This is a genomic window from Massilia sp. 05N420 (assembly GCF_056397205.1).
In genome coordinates, this window is record NZ_JBFTMX010000012.1 from 1 (window position 1) to 22,828 (window position 22,828).

24 protein-coding genes and 1 pseudogene are annotated in these 22,828 nt (G+C 65.9%); 8 read left to right on the forward strand and 17 right to left on the reverse strand.

Going from position 1 to position 22,828, the window contains the following annotated elements; genetic code table 11:
- The 6 genes and pseudogenes from AC1DIX_RS09120 to AC1DIX_RS09145 all read right to left on the reverse strand — a co-directional run.
- A pseudogene (locus tag AC1DIX_RS09120) lies at nt 1-98 on the reverse strand (electron transfer flavoprotein subunit beta/FixA family protein); the annotation flags it as partial.
- 222 nt (nt 99-320) lie between these two features.
- Nucleotides 321-548, reverse strand: a complete 228-nt coding sequence (locus tag AC1DIX_RS09125; RefSeq protein WP_036238555.1) for a sulfurtransferase TusA family protein — start codon at nt 546-548, stop codon at nt 321-323.
- A gap of 217 nt (nt 549-765) precedes the next feature.
- Complete coding sequence (alaS, locus tag AC1DIX_RS09130; protein ID WP_477323710.1) at nt 766-3,375, reverse strand: alanine--tRNA ligase; 2,610 nt, start codon at nt 3,373-3,375, stop codon at nt 766-768.
- 127 nt (nt 3,376-3,502) lie between these two features.
- Entirely contained in the window at nt 3,503-4,282 is a 780-nt protein-coding gene (ugpQ, locus tag AC1DIX_RS09135) for a glycerophosphodiester phosphodiesterase (RefSeq protein ID WP_477323712.1), read from the reverse strand.
- A gap of 11 nt (nt 4,283-4,293) precedes the next feature.
- A complete protein-coding gene (locus tag AC1DIX_RS09140; protein ID WP_477249648.1) occupies nt 4,294-4,629 on the reverse strand; it encodes a DUF1294 domain-containing protein in 336 nt (111 codons plus the stop codon).
- Nucleotides 4,630-4,678: 49 nt separating this feature from the next.
- A complete protein-coding gene (locus tag AC1DIX_RS09145) occupies nt 4,679-5,671 on the reverse strand; it encodes an alpha/beta fold hydrolase (protein ID WP_477323714.1) in 993 nt (330 codons plus the stop codon).
- Between the two features lie 172 nt (nt 5,672-5,843).
- Here AC1DIX_RS09145 and AC1DIX_RS09150 point away from each other — a divergent pair, with 172 nt between their 5' ends.
- The 3 genes from AC1DIX_RS09150 to AC1DIX_RS09160 are packed head-to-tail and all read left to right on the forward strand — an operon-like array spanning nt 5,844 to nt 7,999.
- Nucleotides 5,844-6,359, forward strand: a complete 516-nt coding sequence (locus AC1DIX_RS09150) for a hypothetical protein (protein WP_442122612.1) — start codon at nt 5,844-5,846, stop codon at nt 6,357-6,359.
- Nucleotides 6,360-6,374: 15 nt separating this feature from the next.
- Nucleotides 6,375-6,830, forward strand: a complete 456-nt coding sequence (locus AC1DIX_RS09155) for a DUF3597 domain-containing protein (RefSeq protein WP_477323716.1) — start codon at nt 6,375-6,377, stop codon at nt 6,828-6,830.
- 50 nt (nt 6,831-6,880) lie between these two features.
- Nucleotides 6,881-7,999: a sensor histidine kinase gene (locus AC1DIX_RS09160; protein WP_477323718.1), complete on the forward strand. Its 1,119-nt coding sequence runs from the start codon at nt 6,881-6,883 to the stop codon at nt 7,997-7,999.
- Between the two features lie 2 nt (nt 8,000-8,001).
- Here the strand turns inward: AC1DIX_RS09160 and AC1DIX_RS09165 are convergent, their stop codons facing one another.
- On the reverse strand, nt 8,002-9,051 hold the full coding sequence (locus AC1DIX_RS09165; RefSeq protein WP_477323720.1) for a serine endopeptidase: 1,050 nt from the start codon (nt 9,049-9,051) through the stop codon (nt 8,002-8,004).
- 126 nt (nt 9,052-9,177) lie between these two features.
- On the reverse strand, nt 9,178-10,206 hold the full coding sequence (trpS, locus tag AC1DIX_RS09170) for a tryptophan--tRNA ligase (RefSeq protein ID WP_477323722.1): 1,029 nt from the start codon (nt 10,204-10,206) through the stop codon (nt 9,178-9,180).
- A gap of 282 nt (nt 10,207-10,488) precedes the next feature.
- On the opposite strand from trpS, the gene AC1DIX_RS09175 reads away from it, so the two are divergent.
- The 3 genes from AC1DIX_RS09175 (at nt 10,489) to AC1DIX_RS09185 (ending at nt 14,712) form a co-directional block, all read left to right on the forward strand.
- Nucleotides 10,489-12,810 carry a family 1 glycosylhydrolase gene (locus tag AC1DIX_RS09175; protein WP_477323724.1) on the forward strand — a complete coding sequence of 774 codons (2,322 nt, stop codon included), beginning with the start codon at nt 10,489-10,491 and terminating at the stop codon, nt 12,808-12,810.
- 111 nt (nt 12,811-12,921) lie between these two features.
- Nucleotides 12,922-13,749 carry an MORN repeat-containing protein gene (locus AC1DIX_RS09180; RefSeq protein WP_442122606.1) on the forward strand — a complete coding sequence of 276 codons (828 nt, stop codon included), beginning with the start codon at nt 12,922-12,924 and terminating at the stop codon, nt 13,747-13,749.
- A 45-nt stretch (nt 13,750-13,794) separates the two neighbouring features.
- Nucleotides 13,795-14,712 (forward strand): hypothetical protein, encoded by a 918-nt coding sequence (locus tag AC1DIX_RS09185; protein ID WP_477323727.1) that lies wholly within the window; start codon nt 13,795-13,797, stop codon nt 14,710-14,712.
- Here the strand turns inward: AC1DIX_RS09185 and AC1DIX_RS09190 are convergent.
- From AC1DIX_RS09190 to AC1DIX_RS09205, 4 genes are read right to left on the reverse strand one after another with little or no spacing between them, the layout of a single operon-like run.
- Entirely contained in the window at nt 14,706-15,455 is a 750-nt protein-coding gene (locus AC1DIX_RS09190) for a hypothetical protein (protein WP_477323729.1), read from the reverse strand. The genes AC1DIX_RS09185 and AC1DIX_RS09190 overlap by 7 nt on opposite strands.
- 2 nt (nt 15,456-15,457) lie before the next feature.
- The gene (locus AC1DIX_RS09195) at nt 15,458-16,084 is read right to left on the reverse strand and encodes an alpha/beta fold hydrolase (protein ID WP_477323731.1); all 627 of its coding nucleotides are present in this window, start codon (nt 16,082-16,084) and stop codon (nt 15,458-15,460) included.
- Entirely contained in the window at nt 16,081-16,323 is a 243-nt protein-coding gene (locus AC1DIX_RS09200; protein WP_477323733.1) for a hypothetical protein, read from the reverse strand. Before AC1DIX_RS09200 ends, AC1DIX_RS09195 begins: the two co-directional genes overlap by 4 nt.
- A 6-nt stretch (nt 16,324-16,329) precedes the next feature.
- Nucleotides 16,330-16,563, reverse strand: coding sequence for a hypothetical protein (locus AC1DIX_RS09205; RefSeq protein WP_477249670.1), 234 nt, complete (start codon nt 16,561-16,563; stop codon nt 16,330-16,332).
- Nucleotides 16,564-16,692: 129 nt separating this feature from the next.
- Here AC1DIX_RS09205 and AC1DIX_RS09210 point away from each other — a divergent pair, with 129 nt between their 5' ends.
- A complete protein-coding gene (locus AC1DIX_RS09210; protein WP_477323735.1) occupies nt 16,693-18,453 on the forward strand; it encodes a cation:proton antiporter domain-containing protein in 1,761 nt (586 codons plus the stop codon).
- A gap of 46 nt (nt 18,454-18,499) precedes the next feature.
- Nucleotides 18,500-19,720 carry a CaiB/BaiF CoA transferase family protein gene (locus AC1DIX_RS09215; RefSeq protein WP_477323737.1) on the forward strand — a complete coding sequence of 407 codons (1,221 nt, stop codon included), beginning with the start codon at nt 18,500-18,502 and terminating at the stop codon, nt 19,718-19,720.
- Here the strand turns inward: AC1DIX_RS09215 and AC1DIX_RS09220 are convergent.
- The 5 genes from AC1DIX_RS09220 to AC1DIX_RS09240 all read right to left on the reverse strand — a co-directional run bounded on the left by AC1DIX_RS09220 (nt 19,717) and on the right by AC1DIX_RS09240 (nt 22,793).
- Nucleotides 19,717-20,040, reverse strand: coding sequence for a hypothetical protein (locus AC1DIX_RS09220; RefSeq protein ID WP_442122598.1), 324 nt, complete (start codon nt 20,038-20,040; stop codon nt 19,717-19,719). The genes AC1DIX_RS09215 and AC1DIX_RS09220 overlap by 4 nt on opposite strands.
- Before the next feature lie 213 nt (nt 20,041-20,253).
- On the reverse strand, nt 20,254-21,138 hold the full coding sequence (locus AC1DIX_RS09225) for a hypothetical protein (protein WP_477323877.1): 885 nt from the start codon (nt 21,136-21,138) through the stop codon (nt 20,254-20,256).
- A gap of 17 nt (nt 21,139-21,155) precedes the next feature.
- Nucleotides 21,156-21,953 (reverse strand): hypothetical protein, encoded by a 798-nt coding sequence (locus tag AC1DIX_RS09230; protein WP_442122597.1) that lies wholly within the window; start codon nt 21,951-21,953, stop codon nt 21,156-21,158.
- A complete protein-coding gene (locus AC1DIX_RS09235; protein WP_442122596.1) occupies nt 21,950-22,471 on the reverse strand; it encodes a hypothetical protein in 522 nt (173 codons plus the stop codon). Before AC1DIX_RS09235 ends, AC1DIX_RS09230 begins: the two co-directional genes overlap by 4 nt.
- A gap of 31 nt (nt 22,472-22,502) precedes the next feature.
- Nucleotides 22,503-22,793 carry a DnaJ domain-containing protein gene (locus AC1DIX_RS09240; protein ID WP_442122595.1) on the reverse strand — a complete coding sequence of 97 codons (291 nt, stop codon included), beginning with the start codon at nt 22,791-22,793 and terminating at the stop codon, nt 22,503-22,505.
- Between the last annotated feature and the right edge of the window lie 35 nt (nt 22,794-22,828).

Consider the following 22,828-nt stretch of genomic DNA (forward strand, 5'->3'; position numbering starts at 1 on the left):
ATTTTGACGTTGGCGATATCGACACCGCTGCCGTCGGACTTGACGCGGACCTTGACGTTGTAGTCGACCACGCGTTTGACGGGTACCAGGACTTTCATAGTGGGCCTTTGAAAAATGGAATGTGACTGACTAAAAATGATCCGAATTATAAGAGCAAAACTGCTTCAGCACAGAATTAAAGCACGATCGTGCGTTTTTTACTTAGAAGGATGCCACTAATTCTGAGGAAAATCGATTTGCCGGATAGAAAAGTCGGATATGGAAAACACGAGGCTGCCCCTGCCCTGCCCCGTGCAGCGCTGCGCGCCGTCCTTGCGCGCTTACTTCCGGCGCAGCCAGAAGGTGAATTCGCCGTTGATGTGGGTATGCGCCAGCAATGCATTGCCAGTCTGCTTGGCGAAGGCCTGGAAGTCGCGGACCGAGCCGGTGTCGGTCGCGACGATGCGCAGCACTTCGCCGCTTGCCAGTTCTGCGAGGGCCTTCTTGGCCTTGAGGATCGGCAGAGGGCAGTTCAAGCCACGTGCATCCAGGTCCTTCTGGACCTCGATGGTGCCGGTGTCGAGTATGGTTTCGCTCATCATTTGCCTGCGGTTTTAGGGGGCAGATGCCCGCATGGTACTCCAATTGCGGGATTATGACGCGCCGCATCAAAATTTGGTATCCATGTTGCGTTGTGACAACGGCAAGACATTGACAGAAATGACAACGGCCGGAATTTCCCGGCCGTTCATGCTGAGCGCGTGGGCACGATGTGCCCACCCTGGCTTATACGCGTTCGCCGACCCAGCCAGCCACGCCGGCCAGTGCCTGCGGCAGCGCAGCAGCATCGGTACCGCCGGCCTGGGCCATGTCCGGACGGCCGCCGCCCTTGCCGCCCACCTGCTGGGCGACGAAGTTGACCAGCTCGCCGGCCTTGACCTTGGCGGTCGCGTCCTTGGTGACGCCGGCGATCAGGCTGACCTTGCCCTCCAGCACCGAGGCCAGCACGATGGCGGCGGTCCCGAGCTTGTCCTTCAGCTTGTCCATGGTCTCGCGCAGTGCGTTCACATCCGCGCCTTCCATGGTGGCGGCCAGCACCTTCACGCCGTTGACGTCGACGGCCTTGCCGGCCAGCTCATCGCCCTGGCCCGCGGCCAGCTTCGACTTCAGTGCGTTGACTTCCTTCTCCAGCGCCTTGACCTGGTCCTGGACCTGGCCGATGCGCGACGGCAGTTCGTCCGGGCTGGTCTTCAGGCTGGCCGCGGCTTCCTGCAGCTTGCGGTTGGTCGCCTGCACCCATGCCAGTGCGCCCTCGCCCGTCACCGCCTCGACGCGGCGGATGCCGGCAGCGACGCCGCCTTCCGAGACGATCTTGAACAGGCCGATGTCGCCGGTGCGGGTGACGTGCACGCCGCCGCACAGCTCTTTCGAGGAACCGATGTCCAGCACGCGCACGGTATCGCCGTACTTCTCGCCGAACAGGGCCATCGCGCCGTGCTTGATGGCGTCGTCCATCGACATGTGCTGGGCTTTCGTCGAATGGTTCTGCAGGATCTCGGCGTTGACGATCTGCTCGACCCTGGCGATTTCTTCCGCGCTCAAGGGAGCGTTGTGGGCGAAGTCGAAGCGGGTCTTGTCCGGATCGACCAGCGAGCCCTTCTGCTGGACGTGGGAACCCAGCACTTCGCGCAGGGCCTTGTGCATCAGGTGGGTGGCCGAGTGGTTGCGGATGGTGCGCGCGCGCTTGGCTTCGTCCACTTGCGCGTCGACCGTGTTACCCACCTTCAGGGAACCGGAGCGCAGCACGCCGTGGTGACCGAACACGTCGGCCTGGATCTTCAGGGTGTCCTCGACTTCGAACAGGCCGTCCGAGGATTTGATGACGCCCTTGTCGCCCACCTGGCCGCCGGATTCGGCGTAGAACGGGGTAGTGTCCAGCACCACGATGCCTTCCTGGCCGGCCTTCAACTCCTGCACCGAGACGCCGTCGGCGTACAGCGCTACCACGTGGGTATTGTGGACCAGCATTTCGTAGCCGACGAACTTGTTCTTCTCGCCCGAGTACTCGACGTTGGCGGCCATCTTGAACTTGCCGGCGGCGCGGGCGGTCTTCTTCTGCTGTTCCATGGCGGCGGCGAAGCCTGCCTCGTCCAGCGTCACGTTGCGCTCGCGGCAGATGTCGGCGGTCAGGTCCAGCGGGAAGCCGTAGGTGTCGTACAGGGTGAAGGCGGTGGCGCCGTCCAGGTTCCGCGGATCCCTGGCCAGTTGCGCTTCCAGGATCTTCATGCCGTTTTCCAGGGTCTCGCCGAAACGCTCTTCCTCGGCCTTCAGCACCTGCATGACGCGCGCCTTGGCGTCGCGCAGTTCCGGATAGGCGTCGCCCATCTCGATGTCGAGGTCTTCGACCAGCTTGTAGAAGAAGGGTTTCGTCTGGCCCAGCTTGTAGCCGTGGCGCAGCGCGCGGCGGATGATGCGGCGCAGGACGTAGCCGTGGCCTTCGCTGCTCGGGATGATGCCGTCGACGATCAGGAAACTCGATGCGCGGATGTGGTCGGCGATGACCTTGAGCGAGTTGTTCGCCAGGTCGGTAGCGCCGGTTTCGCGGGCGGCGGCCTTGATCAGGTGCTGAAACAGGTCGATCTCGTAGTTCGAGTGCACGTGCTGCAGCACGGCGGCCAGGCGCTCCAGGCCCATGCCGGTGTCGATCGACGGCTTCGGCAGCGGAGTCAGGACGCCCTGTTCGTCGCGGTTGAACTGCATGAACACCAGGTTCCAGATCTCGATGAAGCGGTCGCCGTCTTCTTCCTTTGATCCGGGAGGACCGCCCCAGATGTCGGCGCCGTGGTCGTAGAAGATCTCGGTGCAGGGGCCGCAGGGGCCGGTGTCGGCCATCTGCCAGAAGTTGTCGGAGGCGTAGCGGGCGCCCTTGTTGTCGCCGATGCGGATGATGCGCTCTTTCGGCACGCCGATCTCGTTGGCCCAGATGTCGTAGGCTTCGTCGTCTTCGAAGTAGACGGTGATGGTCAGCTTCTCGCTAGGGAGCGCGTAGACCTTGGTCAGCAGTTCCCAGGCGAAGTTGATGGCGTCGCGCTTGAAGTAGTCGCCGAAGCTGAAGTTACCCAGCATCTCGAAGAAAGTGTGGTGGCGCGCGGTATAGCCGACGTTTTCCAGGTCGTTGTGCTTGCCGCCGGCGCGCACGCAGCGCTGCACGGTGGTGGCGCGCTTGTACGGACGGCTATCCAGGCCCAGGAACACGTCCTTGAACTGCACCATGCCGCTGTTGGTCAACAACATCGTCGGGTCGTTGCCCGGCACGAGCGGGCTGGAGCGGACGATCGTGTGGCCTTTGGACTCAAAGAACTTGAGAAACTTTTCGCGTATTTCGGTGGATTTCATGTCGTAGGGGCGTGTGAGGGCAGCATGCTATATAAAGAAAATGATTATAGCGTAGCTGTTGGAAGGAATTGCAGGCAGCGAATGGTGGGATTGCACTAATTGCAACAGCAACGATGGAACGACGGATTCAAGGTCGCGGGAGGTCGTTCCAGCTTGCCGCAAACTCCGCCCCAATCAGATCGATCCGATCGGTACAAAAGGCGTCCACACCCCAGCCCAGCAATTCCCGAGCCCGCCCCGGGTCGTTGACGGTGTAGCAGAACAGCCCGAAACCGGCCGCCTTGATCTCCGCCGCCTGCCCCGGAGCAAGGTGGCGGTGGTTGACGTGGACGGCGACGGCATCCACCGCGCCGGCGCGGCGCTCCCAGTCGGGCGGCAGCGCATCCATCAGGCAGGCACGCGGCAGGCGGGGCGCCGCCTCGCGCGCGGCTTCCAGCGCCGCCTGGCTGAACGAGGACAGCAGCGGCGCCCGTTCCAGCTGTCCGGCCGCCAGCTCTTCGGCGAACAGGGCGGCGGCCATGCGCGCGACCGTGGCGCCGGTCTCGGTGTCGTGGCCCGGCACCGGCTTGATCTCGATGTTCATCCACACGCCGTGGACCTTGCAGTATTGCGCGAACTCGACGAACAGCGGCACCGGCTCGCCCTCGTAGGCGCGGCCGAACCAGGCACCGGCGTCCATGCCGGCCAGTTCCAGCGCGTCGTAGTCGCAGATCTTGCCGGAGCCGGCGACGGTGCGGCCCAGCCAGGGGTCGTGCATCACGATGGGCACGCCGTCGCGCGCCAGCATGACGTCGTATTCGATGGCGCGAAAGCCTGCGCGCATGCCGCGTCTCAGGCCGGCGAAGGTGTTTTCCGGCGCCAGGGTACCGCCGCCGCGATGCGCCAGGACTTTCGGGTAGCGCCACATGCTTCGTTCTCCTATCCGCGTGCCGACAAGACCAGGAAACCCGCCAGGTTGAGCGCCACCGTGCCCCAGAACATCCGGCGGAAGGGCTGCTTGACCGTCTTGTGCCGCAGCCATTGCTGGGCCACCAGGGCGCCGGGCCAGCCGCCCAGCAGGCCCAGCACCAGCAGCCTGCTTTCCGGGGTGCGCCGCTCGCCGCGCCGCGCCGCCGACTTGTCCAGCGCATAGCTGAAGAAACAGACCACGCTCAGCGCCAGATAGGCGGCGCCGACCACCGGCGGCAGGCGCCAGGCAAGGGTCGCGCCCGCATACAGCGCGGCGAACAGGAGGATGGGCAGATAGGGCGTCATGAACGGCAGCTTACGCCCCGCCGCTCATGGTGTCCATACGGAAAGGGCCTTAGTTGGCGGACTTCAGGAAGCCCACCACGTCGTTGTTGAAACGCTGCGACACGTCCAGATAGGGAAAGTGGCCGGCGCCGGCGTACTCGACCAGCTTCGCCTTCGGCAACGCCTTGGCGAGCGAGCGCTGGGCCGGCAGGCCGATCGCATGATCCTCTTCGCCTGCCAATACCAGCACCGGCATGGTCAGGCGGTCGAAGCGGGTGAAGCGGTAGGACAGGAAGCCGCTGTTCCACAGGGCGCCGCCCAGTTCGCCGGTATTGCGCAGGCCGCTCTTCGCATCGACGTCGCGCTGCTCGGCCACCCGTTTCATATCCGGGAACATGGTCTCGTCGTTGACGCGCTCGCGGATATCGTCGGCCACCGAGTTGAAGGCGAAGAAGCACTCGTCCGGCGCTTCCTTGCGTTCGGCGGCGGCGGCGCGCGCCTTCCGCAGGTCGGCCGGATAGCGCTGCGTCAGGAAGGCGACGCGGGCGGCGCAGGCGTCGGGAATGCTCGACGCCGCGCTGACCAGCACCAGCCTGTCGACGTGCTGGGGATAGGCGGCGGCGTACTCGAGCGCCAGGGCGCCGCCGAAGGAATGGCCCATCAGCGCCAGCTTCGGCACGCCGAGCTGCTTGCGCAGGGCTTCGATGTCCTCGACCATGATCGGCAGGGAATAGGCGCCGGTCCAGGGACGCTCGGAACGGCCGCTACCGCGCTGGTCCAGGTAGATGATCCTGAGCTTCCCTTCCAGGGCCTTGCCGGCCTGGACCTCGAAGCTGTAGCTGTTGTAGCCGGGGCCGCCGTGCAGGAACAGCAGCGGCGCAGCGCTCCCCTGGCCGGCGACCTTGTACCACAGGCGCACGCCGTTGACGACGGTCTGGTGTTCGCCGGCCCGGATGGCCGCGCTGCCGGCCTGGGCGACGGACGCCGCCTGGGCGGCAGGCGGCATGCCGGCGAAGGCGGCGGCGATGGCCACGATGGCCGCCAGGGTTGTGCTGAAGCGCATGATCTCTTGGTCTATCTTGCTGTTGTAATTACACAATTATAGAGAGCATGCCCCTCCTGGCGAAAGCCCCGGTTTGTCCGGGCTGTCCGCACTGTCCGTTAATGAACGTACGGAGAAATCCGGCCGAAGCGCCTACCCTCCATTTTCGACTGTCTCAACACCGGAGGAAATCATGGGATTCGATCTAGGCAACCTGCTGCAGCAATACCTGGGCGGCGGCGCCAACGCCAACCATGCGCAGGCCGAGGACGACTTCGACCGCGTCGCGCAACAGGCGCCGCAGGAAGAGGTGGCGCGCGGCGTGACCCAGGCGCTGCGCTCGGACCAGACGCCGCCCTTCCCGCAAATGGTCGGCCAGCTGTTCGGCAACAGCAACCCGGACCAGCGCGCCGGCATGCTGAACCAGTTGCTCTCCAGCGTCGGCCCGTCCCTGCTGTCGTCGGTGGCCGGCGGCGCGCTCGGCAATATCCTCGGCGGCGGCCAGACCAGCGTGACGCCGGAACAGGCTTCCCAGCTCTCGCCCCAGCAGGTGCAGGAAATCGCCGCCCACGCGGAACAGCAGAATCCAGGCATCGTCGACCAGATGGGCAATTTCTATTCGCAACATCCGACCCTGGTAAAAGCCCTGGGCGGCGCCGCGCTGGCGATCGCGCTGGGCCATATGGCGCAAGGCATGCAACGTCATTAAACAAAGGAGAATTACATGGGTATCCTAGGCGACATCTTCCACAAGATCTTCCCGTCCCACCATCCGGCAGCCACCCAGGCCGGCGCCCCCGGCGGCCAGCAGAACGTGCCGCCGCCGGCCCAGCAGGCGCCGGCCCAGCAGCCACAGGCCGCGCCGGCGCAGACCACCGGCACCACCGGGGCCGCAGCCGCTCCGGCTTCCACCCTGGACCAGCAGGTGGACGTCGAGGAGATCCTGACCAACATGCAGAAGCAGTCGGGCCAGCAGCTGAACTGGCGCACCTCGATCGTCGATCTGCTGAAGCTGCTGAACCTGGACAGCAGCCTGCAGGCGCGCAAGGAACTGGCGGCCGAGCTGAACTACACCGGCGACACCAACGACTCGGCCACCATGAACATCTGGCTGCACAAGCAGGTCATGACCAAGCTGGCGCAGAACGGCGGCAAGGTGCCGGCCGATCTGCAGGGCTAACGACGACGCCGGGCCGGGACGCGCAGCGCGCACCGGTCCGGCCCTTTTTGATGATGCTTTCGACCAATCAACAGTCCAGCACCAAGAACTTATCCGAGCAATCCAGGAAAGTCCTGGCCATCCGCGACGATGTTTTTGCCGAATGGGAAAAACGTGTGCGCAGCCTGATCCTCGGCGCGGATGAAGTCAGCCATCCCGTGCTGCTGGATACCCTCCCCTTGTTCTACGGGAACATCGCGGAAGCGCTCAGCCCGGGATTCGAGCGCGCAAACGGGGCCAGCGATTCGACCGCCGCCACCGGACACGGCAGCGAGCGGGCGCGCACGACCGAATACAAGGCCGTCGAGATCGTCCACGAATACCAGCTGCTGCGCGACGTCCTGTTCGAGGTCGCCGAACAGCACGGCATCAAGTTCAGCGGCGAGGAAGCCCGCATCATCCGCTCCTCCTTCGACCAGGCGATCCGCGACGCCATCGAAGAATTCACGGCCCTGCAGCGGACCTTCCGCGAACGGGTCGCCGCCTCGCTCACGCACGACATGCGCAGCCCGCTGTCCGTCATCGTCTCCGGCGCGGAACTGCTGCTGGCGACCAGTCCGGGCCAGTCGGACAAGATCGCCCGGAAGATCCTGGACAACGGCCTACGCCTGGAAACGATGATCCAGGAGCAGCTCGACGCCATCGTCCAGCCGGCGCCCCACACCGCCGCCCTGCCCCTGGCCCAGGTGGATGCCCTGGCGCTGGCGCGGAAGGTGGGCGAACACGTCAACGACACGACTTCGGCGCACTGCGAGGTGAGCGGCGAAGCCGTGACCGGCTGGTGGAACGAAAGCGCGCTGCGGCGCGCCCTCGAAAACCTGGCCCTGAACGCGGCCAAGTACGGCGACGGAAAGGCAGTGAGCGTGAAGGTCGCCCAGACCCACGGCCGCGTCGTCATCTCGGTCCACAACTGCGGCAACCCGATCCCCGACGACAGGCGCAAGGACATCTTCGAATACCTGAACCGCGGCGAACAGTCCGACAAGATCGGCTGGGGCATCGGCCTGCCCTTCGTCCAGGAAGTCGCCAAGCGCCACGGCGGCACCGTGGTGCTCGACAGTTCGGAACAGGCCGGCACCACCTTCACCCTCGACATCCCGATCGACGGACGCCAGTTCAACGGCGGCTGAACTCAATCGGCCAGGCTGGTATTCGCCGGCGTTCCGCAGGAAAAGCAGAAGCGCATCAAGGCATTCTTGCGCACCGTGCACACCGGGCAGCGGTCGAACAACCGGAAGCCGCAATGCGGGCAATGCGCCAGGGTCTCGTCCTTGTAGTTGGCGGGCCGCTCGCAGGACGGGCACAGGCCCTTGCCGATGCGCCCCATCACGAGGTCGTAGCGCATGCCGGTCTTGCGCTGCTGTTCCGGCATGGCCTCGATCGCCCTCTGGCGCGCCAGGTAGGCCTGCAGCCAGCGGATCGCGTAGCGGCCGCAGACTACCGTCAGCAGGATGCCGACGATGTAGCGCACATAGCCGCCATAGCTGGGCAGGTAGGGCACCAGCTCGAAGAAGAAGGCGAACAGGGCAAAGAAGATGAAGCCCCAGGCGAAGGGCCAGTAGGTGCTGTTGCGCTTGTGCCGGAATAGCCAGCCGGCAAGCAGCAGCAGCGGCAGGGTCAGCGCCAGGCGGTACAGGAAGACGTGCAGCTCGGCGCGGCGCGCGGCCTGCTCGGCCTGCTTCTCGGCCGGTTCCAGCAGCGCCGCATAATCTTGCCGCGCCTTCTGCTCGGCCTGGGCCGCATCCAGCCGGACCTGGCGCTGGGCTTCCACCGCGGCCAGCGCCGTCCGTTCGTCCTGCGCCAGGCCGTCCAGCGCGCGGGTACGTGCTATCAGCTCGGCATCCTGGTCCGGCCGCACGGTGGCATGGCGGGTGGCGAGCCAGTTGTGGAAAGTCTCGCGCGCGCTGCGCGTGTTGGCTTGGGCGACCTCATGCTTCTGCTCGGCCTGGTCGAGCGCGCGCCCGGCTTCCTCGCGCACTTTGGCCGCACGGTCGATTTCCGTCCTGATCTGCGCCGCCGCGGCCGGCTCCAGCATGGCCTGCGCGGTCGGCGCCGGGTCGAGCCCGCCCAGGTTGTCGATCAGCTTGCCGCCGAGGCCGATCAGGAAGCCGGCAAAGATGACGGCCACCAGCCACAGGGCACGGTGCATCCAGGTTTCGGTCAGGCGCAGGCCTTTGTTCATGGCGGAGTTCTCTTTTAAGGATGGCAACCCTCGCAGCTTGCCATTTTCGAAGAACGCGCACCAGACCCGAATCCGCGGCAGCCGCCGCGCGCTACCCGGGGTAGCGGATGGCGCTACCGGCGGGAATCAGAAATAGGACAAGCCCAGCGCCTTGCGCACCTCGTCCATGGTCTGCGCCGCCACTTCGCGCGCCTTGAAGGTGCCGTCCTTCAGGATCTGCATGACCTGGCCCTTGTCCTTGGCGAATTCCTCGCGGCGGGCGCGGATCGGCGCCAGCATCTCCTGCAGGATGCCTTCGAGACGCTTCTTGACGATCGAGTCGCCCAGGCCGCCGCGGGTGTAATGGGCCTTCATCTCGGCCAGGCCTTCCTTGTCCGTGTCGAAGGCGTCCAGGTAGATGAAGGCGACGTTGCCCTCCAGGTGGCCCGGGTCCGACACCTTGAGGTGCAGCGGGTCGGTGTAGACCTGCTTGACGGCGGCGCGGATCTCGTCGGCGCTGGCGCCCAGGTTGATGGTGTTGCCCAGTGACTTGCTCATCTTGGCGCGGCCGTCGGTGCCCGGCAGGCGGCCGACTTCCGGCACGATCGCCTTGCACTCGACCAGGATGTCCTTGTCCTGGCCGTAGGTGCGGTTGAACTTGCGCACGATCTCGTTGCACTGCTCGATCATCGGGATCTGGTCGTCGCCGACCGGTACGATGCCGGCCTTGAAGGCGGTGATGTCGGCGGCCTGGCTGGCCGGGTAGGTCAGGAAGCCGGCCGGGATGTCGCGCTCGAAGCCGCGCTGCACGATTTCGGCCTTGACGGTCGGGTTGCGCTCGAGGCGGGCGACGGTGACCAGGTTCAGGTAATAGAAGGTCAGCTCGGCCAGTTCCGGAATCTGGGACTGGATCAGGATGGTCGACTTGGCCGGATCGATCCCTACGGCAAGGTAATCGAGCGCCACCTCGATCACGTTCCGGTGTACCTTACCTATGTCATCCATGTTGTCCGTGAGCGCCTGGGCGTCCGCGAGCATGATGAATTGGCGATATTGATCCTGGTAAGTGACGCGATTGCGCAGGCTGCCGACGAAGTGGCCGAGATGCAGCGGCCCAGTGGGACGGTCGCCGGTCAGGATGACAGAGCTGGTAGCGGTGGGGGTTTGCTGACTCATCGGGGTTCCTTTTTATCCTTGCCCCGATCCTGCCGCGCCATTGACAACGCCACCTTGAATCGAGGCGGCGTTCATTGATTCACATTCAACTCTCTGGCCGCGCGCGCTTAGCGGCGCCACCAGGAAACGAGAATGAAATGTGTATTCGAAAAATTCATGATGGCATGGTTACAGGTTGCCGCACCGCTGTCAACCGCCAGCTTACCGATACCCCTGACATCCTGGACCGGAAGGGAGTTCCATGAATTTTTTGTTGCAATAAAACTAATAGATTGGTGATTTATGGATTCTACGAAGAGCACGAACAGCCAGCACAACCGCCCTTTGGCCCTCTGGGGCGGTCTCGAATGTACCGTCAATCGCGTCCGCGATGACTATTTCCACCAGCTCGATCGCAACGGCCACGCCACCCGTCCGGCCGACATCGAGCGTTTCGCCTCCCTCGGCATCCGTGCGATCCGCTATCCCATCATCTGGGAGCGTACCGCCCCGGACGGCATCGCCCATGCCGACTGGAGCTGGCCGGACGAGCGCCTGAACGCCCTGCGCGAAGCCGGCATCACCCCGATCGCCGGCCTGGTCCACCACGGCAGCGGCCCGCGCCATACCAGCCTGGTCGACCCGGCCTTTGCCGAGCAGCTCGCCGAATATGCCGGTGCCGTGGCCGCGCGCTACCCCTGGCTGGAGTACTACACCCCGGTCAACGAACCCTGCACCACCGCCCGCTTCGCCGGCCTCTACGGCGTCTGGTATCCGCACGGCCGCGACGACCGCACTTTCATCCAGGCCCTGCTGGTCCAGTGCCGCGCGGTGGTGCTGTCGATGCGCGCGATCCGCGCCGTCAACCCGAACGCCAAACTGGTCCAGACGGACGACCTCGGCAAGACCTACAGCACGCCGGAGCTGGCCCACGTGGCCGAGTTCTACAACGAACGCCGCTGGCTGGCCTGGGACCTGCTGTGCGGCATGGTCGGCCCCGACCACGCCCTGTGGAACTATCTGCTGCGGACCGGCATCCCGGCCGAGGATTTCCTGTGGTTCCGCGAGAATCCCTGCCCGCCCGACCTCATCGGCGTCAACTACTACGTCACCAGCGAGCGCTGGCTGGATCACCGCCCCGAGCGCTACCCGCAGCACCACCGCGGCACCGCCGACGGCATCCCCTGCGCCGACATCGAAGCCTCGCGCGCGCTGGCGACGCCGACCGCCGGCATCGCCCCGCTGCTGGCCGAAGTGTGGGACCGCTACCGCATCCCGCTGGCCGTCACCGAAGCCCACATCGACGCCAACCGCGAGGACCAGCTGCGCTGGCTGCTGGAGATCTGGGAAGCGGCCAAGGAGGTCCGCAACAACGGCGTCGACCTGCGCGCCGTGACGGTCTGGTCCCTGCTCGGCTCCTTCGACTGGAACAGCCTGGTCACGCAGAACCGCGGCTATTACGAGCCCGGTCCCTTCGACGTCCGTTCGCCCGAGCCGCGCCCGACCGCGCTGGCGCGCATGATGCGCGAACTGGCGTCGGGCCAGCCGCTGTCGCACCCGGTGCTGCGCGGCCAGGGCTGGTGGCGCCGTGCAGGCCGCTTCCTGTGCCCGCCGGTGGCGACCCCGGCCGCCGTCACCTCGATCACGGCCGACGGCCATACCCTGGTCGGAAAAGGCAGCCGCCCGATCCTGATCACCGGCGCCAGCGGCACCCTGGGGCGCGCCTTCGCCCATCTCTGCCGCAAGCGCCACCTGGCCTTCCGCCTGCTGTCGCGCCAGGACATGGACATCACCGACCCCGACTCGGTCGAGCGCGCGCTGGCCCATCACCGGCCGTGGGCGGTGATCAATACCGCCGGCTATGTGCGCGTCGACGAGGCCGAGAACGACGTCGAGCGCTGCATGCGCGAGAACGCGATCGGTCCGGCGATCCTGGCCGCCGCCTGCGCCCGCCACGGCGTCCACCTGACCACCTTCTCCAGCGACCTGGTGTTCGACGGCCGCCAGGACGCCCCCTATGCCGAGAGCAGTACGGTGTCGCCGCTGAACGTGTACGGCCGCAGCAAGGCCGAGGCCGAACAGCGCGTGCTGGACAAGCATCCCGGCGCCCTGGTGGTACGCACCTCCGCCTTCTTCGGCCCCTGGGACCGGCACAACTTCGTCACCCTGGCCCTGCAGGCGCTCGAGCGCGGCGAGGCCTTCACGGCCGCCAGCGACATGACGGTCTCGCCGACCTATGTGCCGGACCTGGTGCACGCCTGCCTGGATCTCGCCATCGACTTCGAGGCCGGAATCTGGCACCTGGCCAACGCCGGCGGCGTCACCTGGGCCGAACTGGCCGCGAAGGCGGCCCTGGCCGCCGGCGTGGACGCCAGCCGCCTGGAAGCGAAGCCGTCCGCGGACTGCGGCTTCGTCGCTGCCCGCCCGGCCTACACGGCAATGACCAGCGAACGCGGCATCCTGCTGCCGGCGCTGGACAATGCGCTGGCCCGCTACCTCGAGCTGCGCCGGCAGGGCGATCCGGAGATGGAGGAGCTGATCAGGTCGATGGAAACCCGCCAGCCTCTGGCCGGCGAACATCGCCAGATGGAAGTGACGCCACCGGAGGCGGTCCAGGCCTCCTGATCCCGATGCCGGCTGTAAGGACGCGGCTTTACTACGTTGCAATTTTTTTATTGACTGGAAGTAACAAGTTAATTGAAAATTAATGCATCCGAACTCGTAAGGAGCCCGTCCATGAGGTCCGCAGTTTTCCTGTCCGCCCTGCTGGGGCTTGCGATGCCGTGCGGCGCCGCTCTCGCGGCGTCGAACACGCCGAACCAGCCCGAAATCCAGCTCAGGATGCCCGCCCGCGGCAGCTACAACGGCCCCATCATCAATGGCATCGCCAAGGCCCGTTTCTCGAATGGCGATATGTACCAGGGCGAGTGGAAGAACGGCAAGCCCGACGGCATCGGCACGATGAGCTATATGCTGGGCGGCTCGTACGAAGGCGAATGGAAGAACGGCAAGCGGAACGGCAAGGGCGTCATGACCTTTGCCGGCAGCGAGCGCCGCGCCGAAGTCCGCTTCGTGGACGACCAGAGGGTCGACGTGGATGCGGAGCGTGTGTCCGCCGCCACGGCCTCCGCCAGGTTCTGGCTGTTGTCGGGCGACGAGCCGACCGGTTCGCACATCCGCAACAAGGTGGTCTACTCGACCCTGCCGCTGGACCGGGGCTTCGACGAGCTGACGCCCGACCAGCAGCGCCTGGTCCGCTCCACCTATCCGGCGCTGGATGCCGGCGACCAGCCGCCTTATCCGCTGAAGGGCGGGAAGGAGCTGTACAAGCTGCTGGTGCAGATGATCCGCCGTATGGAACTGATGGAGGACATCCTCGTCTACGTGGCGGTGGACGCGGAGGCCAATGTGACCTCGGTGACCACCATGACCACCATGGATCCCAAGCTCAGGGACCTGATCGCGGCCGGCGCCGGCCTGATCAAGTACAAGCCGGCGCAATGCGGCGGTCAGCCCTGCGCGGGCGTCGTGCCGTTCAACCTGCACCTGCGCACCCTGCTCTGAACCCTCTGAAGCTATTGAATCCCTATTGAATCAAGGAGCCCATCCGTGCAGTCTGCCGCTTTCCTGCTCGCCCTCGGCCTGGCCCTGGGCAGTTCCACCAACGCCTGGGCCCAGGCGGTGTCCGCGCCGGCAATGGCGCCGGGCGAAGTCCAGCTCAAGATGCCCGACGGCGGCACCTACATCGGCACCGTCACCAATGGCGTCCCCGACGGCAAGGGCTATTTCAAGGATGCCGACGGCATGCAGTACGAGGGCGAGGTCCGCATGGGCCATCGCACCGGCGTTGCCGAGGGCCTGTTCCCGAAGGGCGACCGCTACCAGGGCGAATGGAAGGACGGCAAGCCCGACGGCACCGGCAAGATGAGCTACATGCTCGGCGGCGCCTACGAGGGCGAATGGAAGAACGGCCGGCGCCACGGCAAGGGCACGATGACCTTCGCCGGCAGCGGCCGCCGCGCCGAGGTGCGCTTCGAAAACGGCCTGAGGGTCGACGTGAAGCCGGAACTGCCGTCGCGTGCCACGACCTCCGCCAACTATTCCCTGTCATCCAGCAATGCCCCTGTCGGCTCGCATATCCCGGACAAGGTGGCGCATGGACCGCTGCCGCTGGACCGGGGTTTCGCCGAACTGACGCCGGACCAGCAGCGCTTCGTGCGCTCCTACTATCCGGCGCTGGAGGTGGGCGACGATCCGCCCTACCCGCTCAGGGGCGCGCAGGACCTGTATGCCGGGCTGTCGAAGCTGGCCGGCCGCCTCCGGCTGAACGACGATGTGCTGTTGTACGTGGCGGTGGATGCGGACGGCAAGGTCACGACCGTCACCACCATGGGCTCCCTCGATCCGGAGGTCAAGCGTGCGATCGGCACCGCCGCCGGCCTGCTCGGGTACACGCCCGGCAAATGCGGCGGCCAGCCCTGCGGCGGCGTGGTGCCCTTCAACATGAAGCTGACCGTCAGCTACTGAGGCGTTTTCAGCATCCCGCCGGTCAACGCGTCCAGCTCGCGTTCGGCGAGCGCCTGCAGCGCCTCGAATGTCGGCGCCGCGGCGCCATCGACGATGATGCTGAACTCGCACAGGAAGTCGCCTGTCACCACGTAGCGCGACACGCCGAGGCTGCCCTTGGCCTGCGCCGTATCCATCATGACGCGATACGGAAAGTGCCATGAAAAGGCACGGTTCCTGACCGTTCGCTGGAGCGCCTGTCCCAGCGGGGTGTCGACCGCCTTGAAGCTCACGCCCTGTTTCTCGTACTGGGCGAATTCGGCGGCGCTCCCCGGGGCGAACCGGGCGAGGATCTCGGTGCGGCTCTTGGGCCTGTCGTCCCGCAGGCGCGTCACCACGACCGCCTGCGCCCCGAAGCCGCCATCCGGCAGGAACAGCACATGGCTCGTGATGACGGTGCCGTCCGGCCTGCGCGCGATGAGCGCCTGGTGGACATGGACGCGCGGATTGTCCGCCACTTTCGGGATACGGATCTGCCAGCCCTGGTAGGGCGAGGAATAGATGCCGTTGCCGATGACGCCTTCCATCGATTCCAGCTTCTTCGAGTAATGCGGCGGCGCGGAAGGCCCGTCCGGCGATCCCAGGAAGCTGTCTTCCCGCAGTTGAACGACAAGGACTTCCCTGTCCTGCTTGCCGTCGCCGCTGGCGCTTGCCGCTTGCGTCACGGCGATCAGGAGAGCGAAGACGATCCGGGCCAGCGCCATGTTTACCTCGACAGGTGTCGGTTGATGAGGGGCGCGACCACGCCCGCATGGGTGGCGGCGACATCGTGTTCGCCGCCCGGAATGACGTGCAGCTCCGCCAGCGGCAACACGGACGCCAGGCGCTCGCCGGCCCGGACGGGGCTGATCGGGTCGGCGTCGCCCCACAGCAGCAGGGTAGGAATCCGCAGCGCCGGCAGTTTCGGCGTCAGATCCTCGTGGTAGCCGGCGAACCAGTCCGGCAGACCGGGATGCGCGGCCCGGGTCGCCGGGCGCCAGTCCTGTGCCCCGAGCTCGTCCATGCGCATTCCGCCCGAGGTCACCGACAGCACCAGGTGGGTGATCAGTTCCGGCCTGCGCAGCGCGGCAAGCATGGCGACCACGCCACCCATCGATTGCGCGATCAGGGCGCTGGGCCGGTCGATGTGCCCGAGTACCCTGGTGACGAGGTCGTCGATGCCGTGGACGGCCGGATCCGGCGGTACGCCGCCGAAGCCGGGCCAGCCCAGGTGCCGCTTTTGCGCCGGATGCGTCAGCAGATCCGCGACGGGGTGCCAGAATTCGGTGCGGCCGAGGGCGCCGGGGAGGAAAAGCAGGCTGGACGGTTTTTCGGCCATGGCGTCGAATTTCATCGTTGCCGCCTGATCAGCCGCTCGAAAAGCATGAATATCGCCGCCGCCAGCAGCCCGCTCACGATACTTGCGGAAACGGGAGGCAGGTCAAGCCACCTGGGCAGCAGCGCACCCGCCGCCGCAGCTGCGATCAGCGCCTTCGAGGGCCTCCTGCGATGCAAACGGGCTTTCAAGGCGTCGTGGCGCAATGCCTTCGATACTTCCGCTTCCGCGCTCGATTCGTAGTCCGGATAAGGCATGTTCGCTTACCTTGTGCGTTCCCGCACTTCGCTCGCCGGCGACAGGCACAGCACGAGCAGCCAGCCGGCAAACGAAAAGCCGCGCTGCAAGCCTGCGAAGCACAGGAAGTACAGCAGCCATTGGGAAAAATTGTAGGGGTGGGCAATCCCGGCGGCATTCATTACATACTGGGTCAGCAGTACCGCCACCACCGCCACCGGGGCGGCAAACCACCATTTGCGTTCGAGTCTGGATGCCATGGTCGAATGATCGGAATAGATGACGCAGTGTACGAAGAATGCTGGCAAAGTGGCAAGTAATGGTTTTGCCGGCAACATGAACACGCGTTATACAATGTCCCGGATCGTCTTCGTGAAAGGCCGTATTCCGTGCAAGAGCAACACCCCTTTCCCTTTCTGCGGGAAATCCTGCTGTTCCTCAGTCTCGCCGGCATCCTGATCCCGCTATTACAGCGCCTGCGCATCAACCAGGTGCTGGGCTTCCTGGCGGTCGGCGCCCTGTTCGGGCCCTTCGGCCTGGGCCGCCTGGCCCAGGACCTGCCCTGGCTGGCCTGGTTCACCTTCCCCAACAACGAGGACGTCGCCATGCTGGCCGAACTCGGGGTGCTGTTCCTGATGTTCATGATCGGCCTGGAGCTGTCAGCGGCGCGCCTGTGGGCGATGCGGCGCTGGGTGTTCGGCGCCGGCACGTCCCAGGTCCTGCTGTGCGCCCTGCTGCTGGGCGGCGCCGTGTTCCTGCTGCTGGGCCAACGCATCGAGACGTCGCTGGTGCTCGGCCTGGTGCTGTCGCTGTCCTCCACCGCGGTCGTGATGCAGTTGCTGAGCGAGCGCCAGACCACCGGCACGCCGCTGGGCCAGGCCGCCTTCGCGGTGCTGATGCTGCAGGACCTGGCCGTGGTGCCGATCCTGATCCTGATCGGCGCCCTCGGCGGCCATGCGCCCGGCGACAGCGTGACTGTGCTGGCGCTGCTGGCGATGGGCAAGGCGGCCGTGGCGATCGCCCTGATCTACCTGATCGGCGGACGGGTCGTCCATCCGCTGTTCCGCGCCTTTGCCCGCCACCGCCAGCCGGACGTGTTCATGGCCCTGATCCTGCTGTCGACCTTCGGCATCGCCGGCCTGTCGTCGATGGCCGGCCTGTCGATGGCGCTGGGCGCCCTGATCGCGGGCCTGCTGCTGGCGGAGACCGAGTTCAAGCACGAGGTCGAGCTGATGGTCGAGCCCTTCAAGGGCCTGCTCATGGGCCTGTTCTTCATGACGGTCGGGATGAACATGGACCCGCTGCAGATCGTCCACGCGCCGCTGTGGCTGGCCTGCGCGGTGCTGATCCTGGTGCTGATCAAGGCCGGCGTGATCGCTTCCCTGATGCGGATCGGCGGCCTGCCCTGGGGCCGCGCGCTCGAAGGCGGCCTGCTGCTGGGCCAGGGCGGCGAATTCGCCTTCATCGTGATCGGCTACGCGGTCAGCAGCCGCCTGCTCGACGCCAGCCTGGGCGGCCGCGTGATGCTGGCGGTGGGCCTGTCGCTGTTCCTGACGCCRCTGCTGGCGCGGATCGGGCGCACGATCGGCGAGCGTGCCGAAAGCCAGGCGCGCGAGCTCGAGGCGCGGCACATGGAAGGCGGGCTGGAAGAGGCGCGCGGCCGCGTGGTCATCGCCGGCTTCGGCCGCGTCGGCCAGCAGCTGGCCAAGCTGCTCGCCAGCCAGCACATTCCCTACGTGGCTTTCGAGAACGACGCCAAGCTGGTGTCGAAGCTGCATGCCGAGGGCATTCCGGTGTATTTCGGGAATGCCGCCCGCCCCGAACTGCTGCGCCGCGTGCACGCGGACGAAGCGCCGGCCATCGTGCTGACCATGGACCACCCCTCGTCGGCGCTGCAGGCGGTGCGCGGGATCCGGCGCGAGTTCCCGCACGCGCGCCTGTTCGCCCGCTCGCGCGACGAGCGGCATGCGCGCGCCCTCAAGCTGGCCGGCGCCAGCGTGGTGGTGCCGGAGACGCTGGAAGCCAGCCTGCAGCTGTCCGCCTTCGTGCTGGAAGCGATGGGGCTGGACGAGCGTGTGGTGGACGGCATCGTCGACCGCGAGCGCGACCAGTTCGCCCAGGCCCTGACCGCGCCCGGCAGCGCCGCCTAGCGCCCGATATAATCCCTTCGATAATTACCCATCCATTGGAGACAGAATGGCAGCATTGAACCACATCCGCGTGCTCGACCTTTCGCGCGTGCTGGCCGGCCCCTGGTGCTCGCAGAACCTGGCCGACCTCGGCGCCGACGTGATCAAGATCGAGCGCCCGGACAGCGGCGACGATACCCGCGCCTGGGGTCCGCCGTATGCGCCGGGGCCTGACGGCAAGCCGACCGGCGAGGCTGCCTACTACCTGTCGGCGAACCGCGGCAAGCGTTCGGTGACGGTCGATATCGCCAGTCCGGACGGCCAGGCCCTGCTGCGCGAACTGGTGCGCCACTGCGACGTCGTGCTGGAGAACTTCAAGGTCGGCCAGTTGAAGCGCTATGGCCTGGATTACGAGTCGCTGAAGGCGCTCAAGCCGGACATCGTGTACTGCTCGATCACCGGCTTCGGCCAGGACGGCCCCTATGCGCACCGCGCCGGCTATGACTTCCTGATCCAGGGCATGGGCGGCCTGATGTCCGTCACCGGCGAGCGCGACGAGCTGCCGGGCGGCGGTCCGCAGAAGGCCGGCGTGGCCCTGACCGACCTGATGACCGGCATGTACGCGACCATCGCCGTGCTGGCGGCCCTGACCCACCGCGACCGCACCGGGGAAGGCCAGTACATCGACATGTCCCTGCTCGACACCCAGGTGGCGATGCTGGCCAACGTCGGCAGCAACTACCTGAACAGCGGCAAGCGTCCCAAGCGCTGGGGCAATGCCCACGCCAACATCGTGCCCTACCAGACCTTCGCCTGCGCGGACGGCCACATCATCGTCGCCGCCGGCAACGACGGCCAGTACCAGAAGTTCGTGCAGGCCGGCGGCCGCCCCGAGCTGGCGCTCGACGAACGCTTCGCCACCAATCCCCAGCGCGTGAAGAACCGCGACATCCTCGTTCCGCTGCTGGCCGATATGGTGAAGGAGCGCGGGCGCGACGAATGGATCGCGATGCTGGAAGACGTGGGCGTGCCCTGCGGGCCGATCAACAACCTGGACGAGGTATTCGCGAACGAGCAGGTGAAGGCGCGCGGCATCGAGATGACCCTGCCGCACCCGACCGCGGGTGAGGTGAAGCTGGTGCGCAGCCCGATGCGGATGTCCGCGCTGCCTTCCACCAGCGCCAAGGCGCCCCCGCTGCTCGGCCAGCATACCGAGGAGGTGCTGGCCGAGATCCTGGGCAAGAGCGGCGAGGAGATCACCGCCCTGAGGGAGAAGAAGGTTCTTTAATGTAGCTGGTGCTTTAGATTAGAGAGTTCGGCGTGCACCTTGGTGACCGCCGTCTCCAGCTCCGGCGACATGCTCGATGCCGAGCGGCTGATGCGCTTCGCCTCGTCGCCCATCGATTCGAGGTTGTCGACGGCTTCGACCATGCGCTGCTGGTCGCTCGATTGCATCACCTGCTGGGCCTGCTGGGATTCGCGGGCCATTTTCTCGATACAGTCCTTCAGGTCCTCGGGAGCGTCGTGCGAACGGCAGGCCTGCTCGGCGTCCTTGATGGTTTGCTGGATGTGGGAAAAGCGCTGCTGGATTTCGCGTGCTTGCAACATGTCGATCTCCTTGCTTTGTTGACGAAAGAGAGCTGCATGGTAGCCCTGTTGACCGGAGCGTGGCGCACGAACGGCATGGATGAGCTGGCGAACCCGGCAATAAATTCGCCGGATTTGAGCATCAGGAAGCCGCTTCCTGCTGCCTCAGAATAGATATTTGCCGAATCCAGGACTTATATAGGGTGAGCACGCCGTGCCCACCCTACGCAAACATCACGGGTACTCGGCGTCGATCTCGGAACCGGCAAAGTTTTCCAGCTCGACGAACAGCTGCTTGAGCGGCGTGCTGCCGCCGATGTCGCGAATGATGTCGCTGTTGCGGTACAGGGCGATGCGCTCGGCGATGATGGCGTGGTGCGGCGCCGGAATATTCTCCAGCAGCTGGACCCAGCCGGTATCGAAGTCCGGCTTGTTCTTGCGCACCGCCTTCACGAAGCGCTCGAATTCCTTCTGGCCGGTGCGCGCCACGATCCGCCCGCCTCCCTCGATGCCGAACACGATCGCCAGCGCGATCACGCCCTCGGCGTTCAGGTCCGGATCCTTGACCGGGCCTTCGTAGTGATGGCGGCGCAGCCACTGGGCCGCGCGCACGATCGCCTGCACGCCCTGGCGCTGCTTGAGCTGGCCCTGGTAGCGCTCGTAGCCCGACCAGGTCTCGCCCGGATCGGCGGTGCAGATGTCGACGAACAGCTCCTTCAGGCGGCGCTGGGCGTACACCGGGTCGGTGTCGTACTCGCCCACCAGGCTGTCCTCCGGCAGCGCGGCCAGTTCGCGAATCAAACGGAAGCCCTGCTGGAACACCAGCTCCGCGCCTTCCGAGATCAGGATGCCGGCCGCGGCCTTGTCGCCGACTTCGTCGTCGGTTTCCTCTTCCAGCAGGTACTCCAGGCCCAGCGACATTCCGCCGACGGTCAGGAGCTGCGCGCGCTGGATGCCTTCGGCGGTGCGGTCATTGGTGAACTTCTCGGCCACCATCGCGGTGATCCCGGCCAGTTCGTCGGCCAGGCCCACCGCTTCGTCGGGCGTGGCGGTCTCCGCCAGGTGCCTGATCGCGCGGATCAGGCGTGGCAGCTTCTCGATAACGATTGCCGGCAGCATGCTTGCGATGGCTCCGCTCACGAGAAGATGTCCGTGCCCATGCTGCGGCGGGAGCTGCGCTTGGGCGTGCCGCGCACCGACGGCACCTGCTTGCGCAGGCGGTGCAGCAGTTCGCGGGTGCCGCGATGCTGGAATTCCGACTCCTCGTCGGGGTCGTCCGGCAGCTCGACGTCGGCCAGGTCGGCGGTATTGCGGTATTCCGGGAACAGCTCCAGCAGCGAACGTTCCCAGCCGTCCTCGCTGGCCTTGGCCAGGTCGATCGCCAGCGGCACGATGTCGCTGTCGGAAGTCGTCTGGCCGGTCACGTAGCGGCCGCGGCTGTTGATCTCGCCGGCCACCTCGAGGATCTCCTTCGGCGCCAGCGACCACACGATGGCGAAGGCGGTCGCGCCCCAGTCGGAGCTGGAGGCCTCGCTCAGCAGCTCGTGGCGGCGGTCCTCGTCGTCGGTGGCGTAGACCACGCCGTGGATATGGTTGAACAGGTTCTCGGCGATACGCTCGGGATCGTCCTCGATCATGTCGTCCGGCCAGGTGGCGGCCAGGTAGGCCAGGCTCTCGGCCCAGGCCTTCGGCGGCACCAGCAGGGTCGCCACCGAAGTCTTGGCGCCGTCGAAGCCGGCCAGGTGCAGGGCCGTCACCTGCGGCGGCAGGGTCGACAGCACCTCGGCCACGGCATAGTCGCCGTGCTCGTCGGCGGCCTTGGACAGGGCTTCCTCGGCGTGCTGCAGGGAGCCGGCCAGCACCAGTTCATTGACCTGCCGGGTCAGTGCCGGCAGGTTGGATTTGGATTCGTTGGATTTAGATTCGTCGCTCATTCGCGCTCACCCTCCGGGTCGAAGATCTGCGTGAAATCGTCGCCGGCGGCGGTTTCATCCAGCTCGTCGTCGCCCTCGTCGTCCTTCGCCAGCTGGTCGAGCGACTGGTCGTCGTCTTCCCAGCGCGCCTGGTTCTTGTACAGGAAGGCGGTGACGATGGCCTGGCGCGCCAGTTCCGGATGGTTCTCGCAGATTGCGGCGTACATGGCCTTGCCTTCCTCGTCGTTACCGTCGGCGCCGTCGCAATTGGCCATGGCAAAGACTTTCGCCGGATCGTCGCCTTCGTAATCGATGGCTTCGCGGATCAGGCCCTTCGGATCCGTGAAGCGGATGCGGTCGACCAGGGCGAAGGCCATCATGTTGACGTCGTCCAGGCCGTCGCCGTTGGCGTATTCCGACACCAGGGCCTGCACCATCATGTCGTAGTTCTTGCGATTCGGCGGATCGCCCAGCGTGCCTTCGATCTGGCCTTCCAGTTCGCGCGACTGGAAAGCGAATTCCGGATGTACTTTTTTCATGGTTGCTTCAATTCTTTCGTTAATCCCGCATTCAGTGCGGAAGGTTCACGCCGTGCAGCGCGAACACCGAACGCCACAATTCGAAGGCCTCGCCTTCGGCATCGAGCACGATGCGGTGGTTGACGCTCTGGTTGTATTCGGCGCGCCTGGTCGGGTCCGACAGGACCTCGTAGGCCTTGGTGACGGCCTTGAAACGCGCTTCCGCGCCCGGCGCCTGGTTGCGGTCCGGGTGGTAGCGCATCGCGAGCGAGCGGTAGACTTTCTTGATCTCGTCGTCCGTCGCGTTCGGCGCGACGCCGAGGATCGCGTATAAATTTTCCACTTAGAACTCTCCGGCTGATGCCCGTAAAAACCTCA

Coding starts and splice junctions, on each gene's coding strand:
- alaS (WP_477323710.1), bottom strand. CDS start 3,375: ATGAAATCCACCGAAATACGCGAAAAGTTTCTCAAGTTCTTTGAGTCC.
- ugpQ (WP_477323712.1), bottom strand. CDS start 4,282: ATGTGGCGCTACCCGAAAGTCCTGGCGCATCGCGGCGGCGGTACCCTG.
- AC1DIX_RS09140 (WP_477249648.1), bottom strand. CDS start 4,629: ATGACGCCCTATCTGCCCATCCTCCTGTTCGCCGCGCTGTATGCGGGC.
- AC1DIX_RS09145 (WP_477323714.1), bottom strand. CDS start 5,671: ATGCGCTTCAGCACAACCCTGGCGGCCATCGTGGCCATCGCCGCCGCC.
- AC1DIX_RS09150 (WP_442122612.1), top strand. CDS start 5,844: ATGGGATTCGATCTAGGCAACCTGCTGCAGCAATACCTGGGCGGCGGC.
- AC1DIX_RS09155 (WP_477323716.1), top strand. CDS start 6,375: ATGGGTATCCTAGGCGACATCTTCCACAAGATCTTCCCGTCCCACCAT.
- AC1DIX_RS09160 (WP_477323718.1), top strand. CDS start 6,881: ATGATGCTTTCGACCAATCAACAGTCCAGCACCAAGAACTTATCCGAG.
- AC1DIX_RS09165 (WP_477323720.1), bottom strand. CDS start 9,051: ATGAACAAAGGCCTGCGCCTGACCGAAACCTGGATGCACCGTGCCCTG.
- trpS (WP_477323722.1), bottom strand. CDS start 10,206: ATGAGTCAGCAAACCCCCACCGCTACCAGCTCTGTCATCCTGACCGGC.
- AC1DIX_RS09175 (WP_477323724.1), top strand. CDS start 10,489: ATGGATTCTACGAAGAGCACGAACAGCCAGCACAACCGCCCTTTGGCC.
- AC1DIX_RS09180 (WP_442122606.1), top strand. CDS start 12,922: ATGAGGTCCGCAGTTTTCCTGTCCGCCCTGCTGGGGCTTGCGATGCCG.
- AC1DIX_RS09190 (WP_477323729.1), bottom strand. CDS start 15,455: ATGGCGCTGGCCCGGATCGTCTTCGCTCTCCTGATCGCCGTGACGCAA.
- AC1DIX_RS09195 (WP_477323731.1), bottom strand. CDS start 16,084: ATGAAATTCGACGCCATGGCCGAAAAACCGTCCAGCCTGCTTTTCCTC.
- AC1DIX_RS09200 (WP_477323733.1), bottom strand. CDS start 16,323: ATGCCTTATCCGGACTACGAATCGAGCGCGGAAGCGGAAGTATCGAAG.
- AC1DIX_RS09205 (WP_477249670.1), bottom strand. CDS start 16,563: ATGGCATCCAGACTCGAACGCAAATGGTGGTTTGCCGCCCCGGTGGCG.
- AC1DIX_RS09215 (WP_477323737.1), top strand. CDS start 18,500: ATGGCAGCATTGAACCACATCCGCGTGCTCGACCTTTCGCGCGTGCTG.
- AC1DIX_RS09220 (WP_442122598.1), bottom strand. CDS start 20,040: ATGTTGCAAGCACGCGAAATCCAGCAGCGCTTTTCCCACATCCAGCAA.
- AC1DIX_RS09225 (WP_477323877.1), bottom strand. CDS start 21,138: ATGCTGCCGGCAATCGTTATCGAGAAGCTGCCACGCCTGATCCGCGCG.
- AC1DIX_RS09230 (WP_442122597.1), bottom strand. CDS start 21,953: ATGAGCGACGAATCTAAATCCAACGAATCCAAATCCAACCTGCCGGCA.
- AC1DIX_RS09235 (WP_442122596.1), bottom strand. CDS start 22,471: ATGAAAAAAGTACATCCGGAATTCGCTTTCCAGTCGCGCGAACTGGAA.